Here is a 16,119-nt window from a genome sequence, read left to right as displayed (position 1 = left end):
AAGGACATGACTTTAAGGGACTCAGAACAATTCGACTGGACGATCATTCAGATCTCGGACACACATTTGATGGATCAGGAAGATCTTGAGTTTGTTCGTATGAATCCAGAACAAAGCTTTCATGATGTGATACAGCATATTCAGCTTCATCACAATCATGTTGATGCTCTCGTGCATACTGGCGATCTTGCGCAAGTGCCGGTACAGACGACTTATGCTCGTTATACTCAATTTATGCAGCAACAAAAACTCGCGTTTTACCAAATTCCTGGCAATCACGATGATGCGGAGCATTTCCCTTTTCATCAAAACCAAAACCAAGCACATATTATCCATTTGGGTAAATGGAGCATGATTTTGCTCAACAGTGCTGTCAAAGGAAAGGTGGATGGCTGGGTCTCTGCTCAACAACTTGAACAATTAGATCAGCTGCTGACTGAACATCCTTCACAGCACATCATTATTGCCTGCCATCATCATCCGTTTGCAATGCAGTCACATTGGATTGATCAGCATAAACTTAAGAACGCTGAACATTTAATGGATGTCATTGCTAAACACGCTAATGTCAAAATTGTTTTGTGCGGACATGTGCATCAAGATTCATGTAATGAATGGCATGGTGTCCAGTTTTTATCAACGCCATCAACCAGCGTACAATTTAAGCCGTTCAGTGAAAATTTTGCCATAGATCAAAGCTTACCGGGCTATCGGGTACTGCATTTAAAAGATACTGGCGCGTTCAAAACTGAAGTTTTAAGGGTCAAAATCAAACAAGCTCAAATTAATGCCGAAATTTCAGGTTATTAACTTTTCAATTTGATTTTTTTGCTTTACTTTATGGCATCTAAAGGAAAAGTGATAGTTAGAATCCAAACATCAAAGACTATCAATAAGCAAAAAAAGTCTATATGATGACGACCCCCGCAGGGGGAATCTCTGTGGTGGGTGGATAAAAAACTTGCATATCACCATATTTTTTGCGTATAGATATATGCATATGATGAGGAATGCCCTATATGGCGAATGACAACCAAAATCAAGTCTTAGACGAACAAACTGATGTAGTAGATGAGAAGTCTACGAAACGCGTGCGCAAAACAAAGCCAAAGGCGACTGAAGGTGGTTCTACTGCTAGCTTATTTGGTATTGAGCCTTATCAGCCTAAAAAAAATGAAGAATACATGTCTGAAGGTCAGCTTGAGCATTTCCGCCAAATTCTGTTGGCTTGGAAAGCTGAGTTGATGTCTGAAGTTGATCGTACACTCAATACCATGCAGGATGAAAATACTGCACTTCCTGACGTAAACGACCGTGCTACGCAAGAAGAAGAATTTGCGATTGAACTTCGTACCCGTGACCGTGAACGTAAATTGATTCGTAAAATTGAACAATCAATTGAAGCGATCAAAAATGATGACTACGGTTTCTGCGAAACTTGTGGTATCGAAATCGGTTTACGTCGTTTAGAGGCGCGTCCAACAGCGACTTTATGTATCGACTGCAAAACACTTGCAGAGATCAAAGAGAAGCAAAATAACGGTTAATTGTGACTGTTGATGATTCCTCAGCCAAGCTCAGCTTGGCTTTTGCGCAGAAGGGAAACGATGTTTCGCTGACTCGCTACTCAGGTCGGTTTGCACCATCGCCAACCGGCCCTTTGCATTTTGGTTCCTTAATTACTGCTGTCGCCAGTTACTGCGATGCCCGCGCTCAGGATGGCCGTTGGGTTGTCCGAATTGAAGACACCGATATTCCCCGCATTTCTCCCGGCAGTGAAGAACATATCTTACGTTCAATTGATGCCTTTCAGTTTGAACCAGATGCCGAAATCATATTTCAGAAAGATCGCCTCGATATCTATGAGCAAGTGATTGAGCAATTACATGCTCAAGACCTGGTGTATGCCTGTCAATGCACACGTAAAGTGCTCGGCTCTAATCATATCTATCAAGGAACTTGTCGCGAGCTTAAGCTTCCTTTGATCGATCAAGCCATTCGCATCAAAATTGATGATCAAACCATTTGTTTCAACGATCGTTTGCAAGGCCAACATTGCTCGAATCTTTTACATGATTTAGGTGATTTTGTCCTGAAACGTCGTGATGGCATTATTAATTATCAGCTTGCAGTGGTTGTCGATGATTTTCTGCAAGGGATGACCCATGTGGTTCGTGGCGCGGACCTTTTAGATAATACGGAACGTCAAATTTGGTTGGGGCAAAAACTAAATTATCCACGATTAGAATATATGCATTTGCCTTTAGCCATGAATGATCAAGGGCAAAAACTGTCTAAGCAAAACATGGCGCAGGCCTTAGATCTCAAACAAGCACCTCAACTGTTACAACAGGCACTGCAAGCCTTACACCAAGCACCTGTCGACTTAGATATGCCACACATCATGCTCAAACAAGCCATTGCACAATGGAGCGTCGACAAGATCCCGCATTGCATGGAACTGCCACAGATGTATCAATAAACGCATACTATTTGGCCTGCATTCTAATATATAGCTTCAAACCAGAAATATGCTTTAATGGCTATATCATTAAGTGTTATTGGAGTGTGCAATGTTTTTTATATTTGGATTGGGGCCAAAAACCAAAGTCATTGAAAAAAGCCAATTCAATTGCCCTGTGTGCCGCAACCGAAGTAGTTACGAGCTAAAACAGCAACGAAATTACTTTTCTTTATTTTTTATTCCACTCATTCCACTGTCTAAAGCTAAGGCCAGCTTTGTAAAATGTTTGCATTGTGGAACAGAAATGCCCGCTCAAGTCCTTGAACATTCAAAGCCTGATCCACAACGCAATTCCAACTTAGAAGCTTGATTCTTCTTTACTTGGATTCACTTCTTTCGTGGTCGCATCGATTTTCAAAATAAGACTGACCATGACCGCACAGATAATCAGTGATGAACCACCATAACTAATAAATGGTAAGGTCAAACCTTTGGTTGGCAACATCCCCATATTCATCCCAGCATTCACCAAGATTTGTAATAAGAAAATAATACTGATGCCATAGGCCAAATAACCTGCACGTAAGTATTGATGGCGTAGCGCTCGATGACCAATACGAATACAGCTCACCAACATCACAAATGACAATGTTAATACGGTAAAAATTCCTAAAAAACCAAATTCTTCACCCAATACAGCCAACATAAAGTCCGTATGTGCCTCAGGTAAATAAGACATTTTTTGGATACTGTGACCTAAACCAACGCCAACCCATTCACCGCGACCAAACGCCATTAAGGCATTGGATAACTGATAGCCCGCTCCCAATGGATCATTCCATGGATTAGAGAATGACATCAAACGTTCTAAACGGTAAGGTTCGAATAAAATCAAGAACACAAAAGCCATGATGATGGCACCAAAAGCAATCGCGAACTGAATCAATGGCGCACCTGCAAGGAAGAACACGCCAAGCATGGTTAATGCAATCACCACGGTGGCACCCAAATCGGGTTCAGCCATGACTAGGCCAACTGTTGCAGCCATAATAATCGCAAGACGCACCAGACCTTTAATGTTATTACGCACTTCTTCTGCACGTCGAACCACATAATCAGCAGTAAAAATGGCCATCATCACCTTGGCGACTTCGGATGCCTGTAAGGTAAAACCGGCAATACGAATCCAACGTTTCGAACCATTTACCTCCGTACCGACTGCCAAAACTGCCGCCAGCAGTACGATGGTCACAATCCACAAGAAAAAGGTATTGTTAAACCATACATTTAACGGCACTTTGTAGGCAATGTAAGCTGCTGCAGCTGCGGCGGCAATTGAAATGCCGTGTCGCGTGATGTAATGGAAAGCATTTTCATGCATCCGTTCTGCATACGGCATCGACGCGGATGCCACCATGATTGAACCAATACATAACAATGCCAAGACACAAAAGATTAAAACATTGCGTACGTTGACCTCGGCAGGTAGCCGAGGAATCCAACGTTCTACAACTTCATTTATTCTATTTATGGTCGTCTGAGCTAACCCAGCCATACAACTTTCCTTATCGTTTTTTAAACGAGTGCATTCACACAATCAACAAATTGGTGTCCACGCTCACTATAACCTTTAAACATATCAAAACTTGCACATGCAGGTGAAAGTAACACCACGTCATTTTCAATAGAATTTTGCTGACATAACTCAACCGCTTGCTGCAAACTTTCAGCGTGAATTAAAGTCGTTGTATCTAAAATCGCATTTTCAATAATAGGACGATCCTCACCAATCAAAACAGCAACTTTGGCATATTTTGAAAGCGCATCACGCAATGCTGTAAAGTCCTGCCCTTTACCTTGACCACCTAAAATAATCGCCACTTTACCGCCTTTGGCTTCAATTGCAGCACCGAGACCATCAATAGCGGCAAGTGTTGCGCCAATATTTGTACCTTTAGAGTCGTTATAATAACGAACACCATGTAATTCTTTAACAAATTCACAGCGGTGCTCTAAACCTTTAAAGGTTTTTAAGGTGTCTAACATGCTTTCAAGTGGTAAACCTATCGCCTCACCTAAAGCAAGACATGCTAAGGCATTCGCCACATTATGCGTACCTTGAATGTACATATCTGCACTTTTTAGTAAACGCTCACGTCCACGTGCCAACCAAATCGTACCGTCTTGATCTTTTAAAATACCAAACTGATTCATATCAGGTGCATTTAAACCAAAACTTTGCATTGGGGTTGCATCTGGAACCAAGGGACGAGTTAAAGAGTCATCACGGTTATACACCACTTTTTTCACGGCTTGGAAAATACGATGTTTCGCTGTGTGGTAACCCATCATATCGCCGTGGCGATCAAGATGATCTTCACTCATATTCAATACAACAGCAACTTCAGCCGCTAAATTTGAAGTGGTTTCTAATTGAAAACTCGATAATTCAAGCACATAAAGTTCAGGATCGTCTTTGGTTAAGTCCAGTGCAGGACGACCTAAGTTGCCACCGACCGCTACTTTTTTACCAGCATCTGCAGCCATAAGACCAAATAAAGTGGTTACGGTACTTTTGGCATTTGAACCTGTAATGGCCACAATGGGCTTGTCTGTAGCGCGACGTAAAATTTGAATTTCTGAAACAACAGGAATATTCGCTGCTACAGCTGCTTGAATTTCTGGCAGTTTAGGATCAAGTCCGGGGCTAATAATAATTTCTTCTGCTTGGAGCAATAATTCTTGGTCAAGCTGACCAAAACTCGTTTGTACATCGCTTGGAATCTGATCATGACCCGGCGGATTTGCTCGTGAATCGGTGACTGCAACGCGGTAGCCATGGCTATGTAAAAAATTAACTGCGGCAACACCAGAGATACCCAATCCGGCAACAACCTTCAATCCACCACGCTGTATTAACATTTCTGCCCCATTATTTTGGTCGGTTTTTAAAACTGACAAAATGTTAGCACTTTGCTGTTTTGAATGCTTTTTATGTTTTCACTTTCTCACATTTTTTTTGTGTCCGCTCGTAAAAAAACCGCCATTAAAATGACGGTTTTTAAACAATCTAGTACGAGCAGTTCAACGCAGGATTATTTCCACTTCACAGCTTGTACTTCAACTTTTTTAGCTACAGGTTCCTCAGATTCTGAGCAACCACATCCACCGGCGCAACCGATCGCCATTTTAGGCTTCAAACGTTTTGCCAGTGCATGCCAACCTTGGCGTTCACACCATAAGGACAAGGAGTTGAAAACTGAGTTCGATGTTTTAGGAAATACTTTCTTAAACACCACGACAGCACTCCAAATCACGAGAGCAGCGACTATTAGAATTTCAATCATTTCAATCTCCTCTGACAATTTAGGCCACATGCCCAAATTGAATTATCCAAAGTAATGTGAAGCAATTTGATACGTCAGGAATGACATCAGATAAGCCAGACCAAATAAATAGATGGTCATGAACCCAACTGTTTTCATTGAACCCGTTTCACGTTTTACTGTTGCGAGCGTTGCCAAACAATGCGGTGCATAAATAAACCACACTAACAATGACAAGCCCGTTGCCAATGACCAACCTAATGAACCATCACTACTGATTAAGCTTGCTAAGCCTTGCGACATTGCATCTTCATCTGTTGCAGACAAGGCATATACCGTTCCTAGTGCAGCAACCACAACTTCACGTGCAGCCATTGCAGGAATCAATGCAATACAAATCTGCCAGTTAAAGCCTAATGGTGCAAAGATTGGTTGCATTAAATGACCCAACATCCCCGCCAATGAATAATCAATGTCAGGTAAGGTCGCACCTTCTGGTGGTTGTGGGAAAGTACATAAGAACCAAAGCAAAATAGACAACGCGAAGATGATGCCACCCACACGTTTTAAGAAGATTTTGGCACGGTCTAATAAACCAATCCAAACACTCTTCAAGTCAGGGAAACGGTAACTTGGTAATTCCATCAATAAAGCATGTTGCGATTTATCTTTTTGGAAGATTTTAATTACAGTAGCAACTGCCAATGCGCTCACAATACCAGCCATATACAGGCCAAACAGCACAAGCCCTTGTAGATTCAAGACACCCCAAACTGTTTGTTCTGGAATGAATGCTGAAATTAATAACGCATACACGGGTAAACGTGCTGAACACGTCATTAATGGTGCAACCAAAATTGTGGTTAAACGATCGCGTGGATCACTAATACTACGCGTTGCCATAATGCCCGGAATGGCACAGGCAAAACTTGAAAGTAATGGAATGAAAGCACGGCCACTTAAACCTGCTTTAAACATCAACTTATCAAGCAAGAATGCCGCACGTGGTAAATAGCCTGATTCTTCAAGCACTAAAATGAAGAAGAATAGGATAATAATTTGCGGCAAGAACACCACAACACCACCCGCACCAGCAATAATCCCGTCTACCACCAAACTATTCAGCAATGGATGGGCAATATGCTCACCCACCACTTCGCCTAGCCAGCCAAAGAAGGTTTCAATTCCATCCATGAATGGCGCAGCCCAAGCAAATACCGCTTGGAAAATAATAAACATCATCACTGCAAGGCTGATTAGACCCAACACAGGATGTAAGAAAATTTTATCGAGGAAGTCAGAACGTTTGTCTTCGTGTTCAACAAACACGACGACATCTTTTAAAATTTGTTCGATTTTTTCATGGTTGCTGCCTGACAGATTAATGTCACTCAGTTCAACATTAGGTGTTCGGTAGGTTTGTGCATCTAAAGCGCCCATCAGGTTTTCGATGCCTGCATTACGCACAGCAACCGTTTCCACAACAGGAATACCCAAACGTTGCGATAATTTCTGCGTATTAATTTGCATGCCACGACGACGTGCTTCATCCATCATGTTCAGCACAAGTAAAACAGGACGACCAAGCTCAATCATCTCCATGACCAAACCGAGGTGCAATTTCAAGTTGGTCGCATCGACTACACATAGAAATGCGTCTTGATGACCTTCTTCTGCAATTTTACCTTGCACCACATCACGGGTAATTTCTTCATCCGGACTGGTGGCGTCTAAACTATATGTACCTGGCAAGTCCAAAACACGGACAGCTTTGCCCGAAGGTAAAGTAAATTGCCCCACTTTACGCTCAACCGTTACCCCTGCATAGTTGGCAACTTTTTGACGTGTACCAGTTAAATGGTTAAATAATGAGGTTTTACCACAGTTTGGATTACCAACAAGGGCAATACGTAAAGCATCACTCATACCGATGCCCCTTCCATTGCTATTTCCACTTTTTCAGCTTCTATCTTACGGAGTGCGAAACGGGTAAACCCGACCTGAATTAAAATAGGATCACCACCAAAAATACCTTTGGTAATCACCTGTACCTTGGTTCCGGGAACAAAACCTAATGTTTCCAAACGGCTCGCCACCATATCAGTATGAGATCCGTTGCCATTCTGGTTACGATGTACCTTATGAATGACCGCGCTTTGTTTCACTTTCAAATCAGATAATCGCACGCAACTAACCCTAAAAAATTTTGAACATTATACAAACAAATGAGAATAATTAACAAATCGGATTCGATTTCAATTCGCATTTCGCTTTCAAAGATCGACAGTATAGAAAATTTAAATTACATTGCATTAAACCCTTGTGATTTATTGGTTTAATTCACCCAAATGAGCTTTACATGTTAAATAAAAAACCACGTATCCCTGCCCCTGTAACCATTCCAGAAAATTTAAGTTTCTTACAAGGATATCGTGATTATTTGGTGGCTCAGACAGTCAGCCCACACACTAGAAATGCCTATTTATCTGATTTAATTCAATGCAGTGAGTGTCATCACCACAGCATGACAGACTGGAGCAGTGATGATGTAGCCGATGTGCTGTTGAACCTCACAAAACAGGGAAAAAGTCCAAGATCTATCGCTCGTTCACTTTCTGCACTACGTTCATTCTTTAAATTTCTACGTGAACAAAAATTGCGCAGCGACAATCCAGTTGCAACACATAAAACACCTAAACTGGGTCGTGCCCTGCCCAAAGATTTATCTGAAGCTGATGTTGAAGCATTAATTAATGCACCCGATATCAACAGCGCACTTGGCTTACGTGATCGCGCGATGCTTGAAGTCTTATATGCATGCGGATTACGTGTCAGTGAGCTACTCAATTTACGTTTGGAATTGATTAATCTAAAACAAGGCTATTTACGTATTACTGGTAAAGGAAATAAAGAACGTCTCGTCCCTTTAGGTCAAGTCGCTTGTGACTGGGTGGAAAAATATTTGGCCCAAGCGCGACCACAGTTATATAAAAGTTCAACCGATGCCCTTTTCCTCACCCAACATGGCGGTATGATGAGCCGACAAAATTTTTGGTACGCTATCAAACGTTATGCCTTACAAGCCGGTGTACAAACTGAACTCTCACCACATACACTTAGACATGCTTTTGCAACCCATCTGCTGAATCATGGCGCTGATCTGCGTGTAGTACAAATGCTGCTGGGCCATAGCGATTTATCGACCACGCAAATTTATACCCATGTAGCACAAGTTCGCATGCAACAACTTCACGCAAGTTTCCATCCAAGAGCTTAACGGCTGTAAATATCAGACCAAGAAGTTCTATCGCGCCCTTTATTTTTTGCTATGCTTACTCACCTGTTTGATATAGCTAAAAGAAAAGGGTTGTTTATGTTATTTACCCGTTCAAAATTTTTTCTCGCATCTACACTTGCTGCAAGCATGGCACTTATGGCTTGCTCCAACTCAAATAACGACGAAAAGAAAGACTCAACATTAACGGCGAGCACACCAGCGACTGGTGAAGCATCAACCTTGTCTGAACGTAATGCTCAACAACGTCTCATCGACACATTGCAGTCAAATATTCAAAAAGCCAATATCAATGCCAAAGTAATCGGCGTGAAAGCTACAGAAGTTCCTAATATTTTTTGGGTAAGCTTCGAAGGTATGCCTGCGGTATATGCCACAGCCGATGGCAAATACATCTTCCAAGGTGACTTGGTTCGTTTAGGTGATAAAAAACTTTTTAATGTCGGTGACAACTTACAAGCTGAAACCAATAAAAAATTATTCGACAACTTAAAATCTGAAGATTTACTGGTTTATAAAGCCAAAGGTAAAACTAAACATGTGGTTTATGTATTCACCGATGTGAGCTGTCCGTATTGCCACAAATTGCATGAGCAAATGGATGATATCAATGCCCGTGGTATTGAAGTACGTTACATCGCTTGGCCTCGTGGCGAACAACACATGCCAATGATGGAAGCAATTTGGTGTAGCAAAGACCGCCATGCTGCATTTGATCAAGCGATTGCTGGTCAACAAATTGCACCTGCTTCATGCAAAAACCCTGTGCGTAGCATGTATGAAATGGGGCTAAATATTGGGGTAAATGGCACACCAGCAATCTACAATGCTGAAGGTGTTCATATCGGTGCTTACATGTCTGCAGCGGAACTAGAAAGCGCACTTAAATAACTAATTTTTATAGGCTAAATGAATGTTTTTTATGGGTGGGAATAAAGTTATTTCTACCCTAGAGTCCAAGCGTTTTTTTAGCTATGATCTAAACTCACTTAAGAAATTGATGAATTAAATGGAGTGTGACGTGAAACCAGTTCGTCTGGCAATCCTCGGTCTTGGTACTGTGGGTGGTGGTGCCCTTAAACTACTAAAAGAAAATGCTGCTGAGATTAAACGTCGCACCGGTCGTGAAATTGAAATTACCCATGTGGGCACGCGTCGCCCTCGTCCTGATTTAGATCTTCCTGCTTCTGTAAAACAAAGTGCTGATTTATTAGATATTGTTCGTCAACCTGACGTTGATGTTGTGGTTGAAGTCATGGGTGGCATCCACCCTGCCTATGAAGTGATTCGCGAAGCGATTATTCATGGCAAACAAGTGGTGACTGCCAACAAAGCACTTTTAGCTGAACACGGTAATGAATTGTTCAAATTGGCTGATGATCATCACGTACAAATTGCCTATGAAGCAGCTGTTGCTGGTGGTATTCCAATTATTAAAGTCATGCGTGAAGGTTTGGCTGCAAACAAAATTGATTGGCTAGCTGGCATCATCAACGGCACAGGCAACTTCATTTTGACTGAAATGCGTGAAAAAGGTCGTGCCTTTGCCGATGTGCTGAAAGAAGCACAGGAACTCGGTTATGCCGAAGCTGACCCGACTTTTGATGTTGAAGGCATCGACGCAGCTCACAAACTTACATTGCTGGCTTCGATTGCATTTGGTATTCCATTGCAGTTTGACAAGGTGTTCACTGAAGGCATCAGCAAAGTCACAGCACAAGATGTAAAATATGCAGAAGACCTTGGCTTCCGTATTAAGCATCTAGGTATTGCTCGTCGTGCCGCAACAGGAATTGAGCTTCGTGTTCACCCAACATTGATTCCAGAAGAACAACTGATTGCTAATGTTAATGGTGTGAAAAATGCCGTACTAGTACAGGCCAATGCAGTTGGTCCAACGCTGTATTACGGTGCTGGTGCTGGTGCTGGACCAACAGCATCTGCTGTCGTTGCTGACGTTGTTGATATTGTTCGTGACATTTCTTATACCGAAGATGGTTCAGGTACAATTCCGCAATTAGCTTTTGAAAGCTTAAGTGATTTGACCATTCTTCCACGTGAAGAAATGACCACTGGATACTACATCCGCATTAATGCTGAAGATCAAACAGGCGTTCTTGCTGATGTGACGACTATTTTAAGCCGTGCGGGAATCAGTATTGATGCCATCATGCAACAGCCACGCTTAAAAGACCTTATTCCTATCGTGATTCTGACTGATCCAGTTAAAGAATCAAAAATGGATGAAGCCCTTCAACAAATTCAAGCATTGCCCGTCATTCATGGCGAAATTGTACGAATTCGTTTAGAATCGCTTGATAATTAATCGGGTCAAGGGGACACTCTCCCCTTGCCAAGCTCTACACACAATTGGAACATCATCATGTCGAATGCCAATCGTTATACTGGTTTAGTTGACCGCTATCGCGACCGTTTACCAGTGTCTGCCACCACTAAAGCAATCTCTTTAGGCGAAGGTAATACCCCACTGATTAAGCTTGCGAATATTCCGCGCATTATTGGCAAAAATGTTGAAATTTATGTGAAGTACGAGGGCTTAAACCCGACTGGTTCATTTAAAGACCGTGGTATGACCATGGCAGTAACAAAAGCTGCTGAAGAAGGCTCTAAAGCCATTATCTGTGCATCTACTGGTAACACTTCAGCTGCTGCAGCAGCTTATGCTGCACGTGCAGGTATGAAAGCGTTCGTTTTAATCCCTGAAGGCAAAATTGCAATGGGTAAAATGGCGCAAGCGATGATGTATGGTGCGATCACGATGCAAATTCGCGGTAACTTTGACGATGGTATGCGCCTCGTGAAAGAAATTGCAGATAAAGCACCGGTAACGATTGTAAACTCAATTAACCCGTACCGTTTGCAAGGTCAAAAAACCATTGCTTACGAAATCGTGGATGAATTGGGCCGTGCACCAGACTACCACTGCTTACCAGTAGGTAACGCAGGTAACATCACTGCTCACTGGATGGGGTATACCGAAGCAGTTGCGAACCAATCAAAAGAAGAATTTGAGCAAGTGGTTTATGACCCTGCAACTGATGCCTTTACTGGTCCAAAACCTGCTGGCTTGCCGATCATGGCGGGTTACCAAGCTTCTGGTGCTGCACCGTTCTTACGTGGCGCACCAGTTGAAAATCCTGAGACTGTAGCAACTGCAATCCGTATTGGTAATCCACAAAGCTGGAACCACGCAAAAGCTGTTGTACGTGATTCAAAAGGTTGGTTCGATGAACTAACTGATGCTGAAATCTTAGAAGCACAACGTCTACTTTCGATGTACGAAGGTGTATTTGTTGAGCCTGCTTCTGCAGCGTCTGTTGGTGGTGCAATCCGTGATATCAAAGCAGGTAAAATTACTGAAGGTTCTGTGATTGTATGTACTGTGACAGGTAATGGTTTGAAAGACCCTGATACTGCAATCAAACAATGTTCTGATGCAGTAATGCTATCAATTGATGCAACATTGGATCAAGTTCGTGATTCTATTCTTTCAAATATGTAATATTTGATTGAAATAAAAAGCCCTGCAAATGCAGGGCTTTTTATTTGCTTTGTTTCACTACAAGATTTAGACGTTGAGTAAATCCAAATCCTGCTATGAAACTTAAGTCATGTTAGATACGTTTTGGTAGCTGGCTTGCCCAATTCATTAAACGTGTTGCATCACTAGTACGTGCAGCAGAAGAATCTGCTCCCAATAGCACCACAACTGCTGGGCGGTTATTTAAAGTGGTATGCATCACCACACAGCGCCCAGCTTCATTAATAAATCCAGTTTTAGAAATATTGATATTCCAACCACCATTACGCACTAAAGCATTGGTATTATTAGATTTTAATACACGATAACCCAAATTAAAGTCATAACTTGGTGTTGTTGAGAACTGACGAATCAAGCCATATTGAGATGCAGTATTCACTAAAATACCTAAATCACGTGCCGAAGCGACATTGCCAGGATGCAAACCAGTTGATTCCATATAATGTGTCGAGTTCATCCCCAATGACCGTGCTTTCGCATTCATTGCAGAAATAAAGGCAGAACGGCCACCTGGGAAGGTTCTTGCTAATGCAGATGCAGCTGGATTTTCAGACTTCATTAAAGCAAATAACAGTGCTTCTGCACGATTCATGCTGTCACCAGCACGTAAAGTTGAACTCGAACTTTTACAACCAGAGCAAGAAAAATCCGCTTGTTGTAGTGTAATTTTCTCAGACATGTTCAAGCGTGCGTCAGAAATGACAACAGCCGTCATTAATTTGGTAATTGACGCAATTGGAAGTGCCGTATTGCTATTTTTACTGTAAAGCACTTCACCTGTTTGACCATCCATGACCAATGCAGCACGCGCATTAACTGATGGCTGACCAGCATATTGATTAGTATCAACAATACGCACCGTTTTTGAAGGCGCAGATTGTGCTACCACACCGTTACTACTACGGACGGATGTCGTAACTTTTGTTGATCCCTGAGGAGATGGCTCATCAATACTCGAAGACACATCACCATTTAAAAGTTGCTCGGCATCTTCCGAAGACCAACTCAGGCTAGACTGCTGACTTGCAGCATTATTCATGACAATTTCAGCAGAGCTGATGCTGCTCATACCCAATACAATTGACATGCCTAACATGTGCATTAGGAACTTATTTGTTTTCTTCACCATTACTCACTCAACTCAAGATGCTAAACATTTGCGTATTACCCACAATATGCCGTACATTTACCACAATCAAGAACATATTTTGCTCACATATTGTGGATGAAGTTTTTCATTACATATAAGAATAGCATTGCTAATTTTGTCGTTTCATTGCAAGCTTATTTTGCTTTATGTAACAAAAAAACAGTTTTATATTGAAGGGAGAGTATAGGTGATCACAGTTTTAGTGGTGGATGACCACGAATTGGTACGTACCGGTATTTGCCGTATGCTCGAAGACCACACTGAAGTACAAGTCATTGGACAAGCTGAATCTGGTGAAGATGCCATCACTTTGGTGCGTCAACATCATCCGAATGTTGTTCTGTTAGATGTCAACATGCCTGGCATTGGCGGTGTAGAAACCACGCGTCGTTTATTACAAACAGCACCTGAAACCAAAGTCGTTGCGGTGAGCGGCTTAGCGGAAGAACCCTACCCTTCATTATTATTAAAAGCGGGTGCAAAAGGCTATATCACCAAAGGTGCTCCAGTTACTGAGATGGTTCGTGCCATAAATAAAGTAATGCAAGGTGGGAAATACTTTAGTGCCGATATTGCAGAGCAATTGGCTAGTTCATATTTATCCGATACCCAGCAATCCCCTTTTGATGCTTTGTCGGAACGTGAAATGCAAGTGGCGATGATGGTGGTCAACTGTATCAGTGCACAGGAAATTTCAGACAAACTTTTTGTCAGTGTAAAAACCGTCAATACATATCGTTATCGTATTTTTGAAAAACTGAATATTGATAGTGATGTCAAACTCACTCACTTGGCTATCCGCTACGGTTTAATCAAACCTTAATTGCTACTCACACGTACATTCTAATAACACGTAGTTAATTTCATGACAGAGCGTTCAATTCATACTGAATTGAACCAGTATCATTTGGGGCTTTGGTACAGCGCATATCGCTTTATCATCAGTGCTTGTTTGCTGCTGGTTTTTTTACTGACTTACCCTCAGCTCAATGCCGAATATGCCTATCCACGGCTTTATCTTTATGTCTTAACTGCATACTTAGTACTTACTAGTATTCAGTTTATGTCGCTCAAGACCTTAAAAGTCTACATTGCCAATCAACTGCTTATGTTGTTTGTGGTCGATGTCATTTCCTTAAGTCTTTTGACCTTAGCAACAGATGGGCCCAACCTGCACCTTAGCTTGTTATTTGTGATCACCATTTTTGCTGCCTCTTTACTACTAGATGCTAAAAAAGCCCTGATTGTGACCTTAGTTGCCGTGATCTGTGTGGTCTATCAGCTATTTTTAGGTTCAATTCTTGAATTTACGTCACTTAAAAATTTAACCAATAGCGCCATATTGGCCTTTTTATTTTGCGTAGTGTACGGCAGTGCACAAGTCGCTGTTCGCCGCTTCCAGTTGATGGAAAATTTAAATTTTCACAATCTCTCGAATTACATCGCCTGCAAAATATTAACCGCTATATCTTGGAGCAGATTGATACAGGCTATTTAGTCCTCGATGAAAATTGCCATGTGGTATTGAGTAACCCTGCTGCCTGTTACCTACTCGGGATGCCAACCTCATACCACAGCGATAAATATCCGCTTTACACCACACAACCTGACTTATTTGAATTACTTAAATTCGAAGAATTAAAAAGTGGTGAAAAATTTCAATTCCAATCCCAACAAAGCCGTTATCACATTCAAGTCGTAGTACAAAAATTAATTGCACCACATCAAGTTCTAACCTTATTGGTTCTAGAAGATGCACAGAAACTTAACCAACAGGTTCAACAATTAAAACTGGCTGCACTCGGGCAACTTTCTGCCAGTATTGCCCATGAAATCCGCAACCCTTTAGCCGCAATTGTACATGCGAATGATTTATTACCCGGCAGTGATACTGAACAACAAAAAATGCTCAGCGGCATGATTTCACGTCAAACCGTACGAATTGATCGTATTATTCAAGATACGCTAAACATGGTGCGTAACAAAGAAACACATCCAGCAGTACTGAAATTAGAACAATTTATTCCATTATTTATTCAAGAAGATCTATCTGATATTCAAAATCAAATTCGTTTGAATATCCAGCCTGAACTCAGTATTCGATTTGATGAAGCCCAGCTTCGCCAAATCTTAATTAATTTAGTGCGTAATGCCATTCGGCATAATGATCCAACACACCCTTATATTGAAATCAATAGACTTCCTTCATAAATCATTTTTCAATCAATTTAATTGTTTATCTTTCACCCAATCTAAATTGTATATGCCAGCAAGTAAATTAAACCGCAGGTTTAATCTTTTACGACGATTTCTATATACACA

15 protein-coding genes and 1 pseudogene are annotated in these 16,119 nt (G+C 41.6%); 10 read left to right on the top strand and 6 right to left on the bottom strand.

Features of this window, described 5'->3' with window-relative positions:
* The first annotated feature begins 6 nt into the window (after positions 1–6).
* From cpdA to FTV09_RS00065, 4 genes are all read left to right on the top strand, one after another.
* Entirely contained in the window at positions 7–810 is an 804-nt protein-coding gene (cpdA, locus tag FTV09_RS00080) for a 3',5'-cyclic-AMP phosphodiesterase (protein WP_067763114.1), read from the top strand.
* 209 nt (positions 811–1,019) lie between these two features.
* Entirely contained in the window at positions 1,020–1,547 is a 528-nt protein-coding gene (gene dksA / locus FTV09_RS00075; RefSeq protein ID WP_067763116.1) for an RNA polymerase-binding protein DksA, read from the top strand.
* Positions 1,548–1,549: 2 nt separating this feature from the next.
* The gene (gene gluQRS / locus FTV09_RS00070; protein ID WP_180056194.1) at positions 1,550–2,482 is read left to right on the top strand and encodes a tRNA glutamyl-Q(34) synthetase GluQRS; all 933 of its coding nucleotides are present in this window, start codon (positions 1,550–1,552) and stop codon (positions 2,480–2,482) included.
* Positions 2,483–2,573: 91 nt separating this feature from the next.
* Positions 2,574–2,834, top strand: coding sequence for a zinc ribbon domain-containing protein (locus tag FTV09_RS00065; protein ID WP_180056193.1), 261 nt, complete (start codon positions 2,574–2,576; stop codon positions 2,832–2,834).
* Here the strand turns inward: FTV09_RS00065 and ftsW are convergent.
* From ftsW to FTV09_RS00040, 5 genes are all read right to left on the bottom strand, one after another.
* The gene (gene ftsW / locus FTV09_RS00060) at positions 2,823–4,019 is read right to left on the bottom strand and encodes a putative lipid II flippase FtsW (protein ID WP_067763122.1); all 1,197 of its coding nucleotides are present in this window, start codon (positions 4,017–4,019) and stop codon (positions 2,823–2,825) included. The genes FTV09_RS00065 and ftsW overlap by 12 nt on opposite strands.
* A gap of 20 nt (positions 4,020–4,039) precedes the next feature.
* Positions 4,040–5,386, bottom strand: coding sequence for a UDP-N-acetylmuramoyl-L-alanine--D-glutamate ligase (gene murD, locus FTV09_RS00055; RefSeq protein ID WP_180056192.1), 1,347 nt, complete (start codon positions 5,384–5,386; stop codon positions 4,040–4,042).
* Between the two features lie 173 nt (positions 5,387–5,559).
* Positions 5,560–5,811 carry a DUF6587 family protein gene (locus FTV09_RS00050; protein ID WP_180056191.1) on the bottom strand — a complete coding sequence of 84 codons (252 nt, stop codon included), beginning with the start codon at positions 5,809–5,811 and terminating at the stop codon, positions 5,560–5,562.
* Positions 5,812–5,853: 42 nt separating this feature from the next.
* Positions 5,854–7,716, bottom strand: a complete 1,863-nt coding sequence (locus tag FTV09_RS00045; RefSeq protein ID WP_067763126.1) for a ferrous iron transporter B — start codon at positions 7,714–7,716, stop codon at positions 5,854–5,856.
* Entirely contained in the window at positions 7,713–7,976 is a 264-nt protein-coding gene (locus FTV09_RS00040; RefSeq protein ID WP_180056190.1) for a FeoA family protein, read from the bottom strand. Before FTV09_RS00040 ends, FTV09_RS00045 begins: the two co-directional genes overlap by 4 nt.
* 173 nt (positions 7,977–8,149) lie before the next feature.
* On the opposite strand from FTV09_RS00040, the gene xerD reads away from it, so the two are divergent.
* The 4 genes from xerD (at position 8,150) to thrC (ending at position 12,608) form a co-directional block, all read left to right on the top strand.
* The gene (gene xerD, locus FTV09_RS00035; protein ID WP_180056189.1) at positions 8,150–9,067 is read left to right on the top strand and encodes a site-specific tyrosine recombinase XerD; all 918 of its coding nucleotides are present in this window, start codon (positions 8,150–8,152) and stop codon (positions 9,065–9,067) included.
* A gap of 96 nt (positions 9,068–9,163) precedes the next feature.
* Positions 9,164–9,976, top strand: a complete 813-nt coding sequence (locus FTV09_RS00030; protein WP_180056188.1) for a DsbC family protein — start codon at positions 9,164–9,166, stop codon at positions 9,974–9,976.
* A 130-nt stretch (positions 9,977–10,106) separates the two neighbouring features.
* Positions 10,107–11,411, top strand: coding sequence for a homoserine dehydrogenase (locus FTV09_RS00025; RefSeq protein WP_067763268.1), 1,305 nt, complete (start codon positions 10,107–10,109; stop codon positions 11,409–11,411).
* A gap of 57 nt (positions 11,412–11,468) precedes the next feature.
* Positions 11,469–12,608, top strand: coding sequence for a threonine synthase (thrC, locus tag FTV09_RS00020; RefSeq protein WP_180056187.1), 1,140 nt, complete (start codon positions 11,469–11,471; stop codon positions 12,606–12,608).
* Between the two features lie 112 nt (positions 12,609–12,720).
* Here the strand turns inward: thrC and FTV09_RS00015 are convergent, their stop codons facing one another.
* Positions 12,721–13,773: a serine hydrolase gene (locus FTV09_RS00015; protein WP_167348720.1), complete on the bottom strand. Its 1,053-nt coding sequence runs from the start codon at positions 13,771–13,773 to the stop codon at positions 12,721–12,723.
* Between the two features lie 211 nt (positions 13,774–13,984).
* On the opposite strand from FTV09_RS00015, the gene FTV09_RS00010 reads away from it, so the two are divergent.
* Together FTV09_RS00010 and FTV09_RS00005 are read left to right on the top strand one after the other, a co-directional pair.
* Positions 13,985–14,620: a response regulator gene (locus FTV09_RS00010; protein ID WP_067763139.1), complete on the top strand. Its 636-nt coding sequence runs from the start codon at positions 13,985–13,987 to the stop codon at positions 14,618–14,620.
* 42 nt (positions 14,621–14,662) lie between these two features.
* Positions 14,663–16,002: pseudogene (locus tag FTV09_RS00005) on the top strand (histidine kinase dimerization/phospho-acceptor domain-containing protein); the annotation flags it as partial.
* Between the last annotated feature and the right edge of the window lie 117 nt (positions 16,003–16,119).

It is taken from the genome of Acinetobacter sp. YH12227, assembly GCF_013417785.1.
Lineage (GTDB): Bacteria > Pseudomonadota > Gammaproteobacteria > Pseudomonadales > Moraxellaceae > Acinetobacter > Acinetobacter gandensis.
Note: the sequence above shows the minus strand (reverse complement) of the source record. Positions and strands in the feature narration are given on the sequence as shown.

What these genes read in the sequence shown, in the direction of transcription:
- cpdA (WP_067763114.1), top strand. Translation starts at nt 7, where the DNA reads ATGACTTTAAGGGACTCAGAACAATTCGACTGGACGATCATTCAGATC.
- dksA (WP_067763116.1), top strand. Translation starts at nt 1,020, where the DNA reads ATGGCGAATGACAACCAAAATCAAGTCTTAGACGAACAAACTGATGTA.
- FTV09_RS00065 (WP_180056193.1), top strand. Translation starts at nt 2,574, where the DNA reads ATGTTTTTTATATTTGGATTGGGGCCAAAAACCAAAGTCATTGAAAAA.
- ftsW (WP_067763122.1), bottom strand. Translation starts at nt 4,019, where the DNA reads ATGGCTGGGTTAGCTCAGACGACCATAAATAGAATAAATGAAGTTGTA.
- murD (WP_180056192.1), bottom strand. Translation starts at nt 5,386, where the DNA reads ATGTTAATACAGCGTGGTGGATTGAAGGTTGTTGCCGGATTGGGTATC.
- FTV09_RS00050 (WP_180056191.1), bottom strand. Translation starts at nt 5,811, where the DNA reads ATGATTGAAATTCTAATAGTCGCTGCTCTCGTGATTTGGAGTGCTGTC.
- FTV09_RS00045 (WP_067763126.1), bottom strand. Translation starts at nt 7,716, where the DNA reads ATGAGTGATGCTTTACGTATTGCCCTTGTTGGTAATCCAAACTGTGGT.
- xerD (WP_180056189.1), top strand. Translation starts at nt 8,150, where the DNA reads ATGTTAAATAAAAAACCACGTATCCCTGCCCCTGTAACCATTCCAGAA.
- FTV09_RS00030 (WP_180056188.1), top strand. Translation starts at nt 9,164, where the DNA reads ATGTTATTTACCCGTTCAAAATTTTTTCTCGCATCTACACTTGCTGCA.
- thrC (WP_180056187.1), top strand. Translation starts at nt 11,469, where the DNA reads ATGTCGAATGCCAATCGTTATACTGGTTTAGTTGACCGCTATCGCGAC.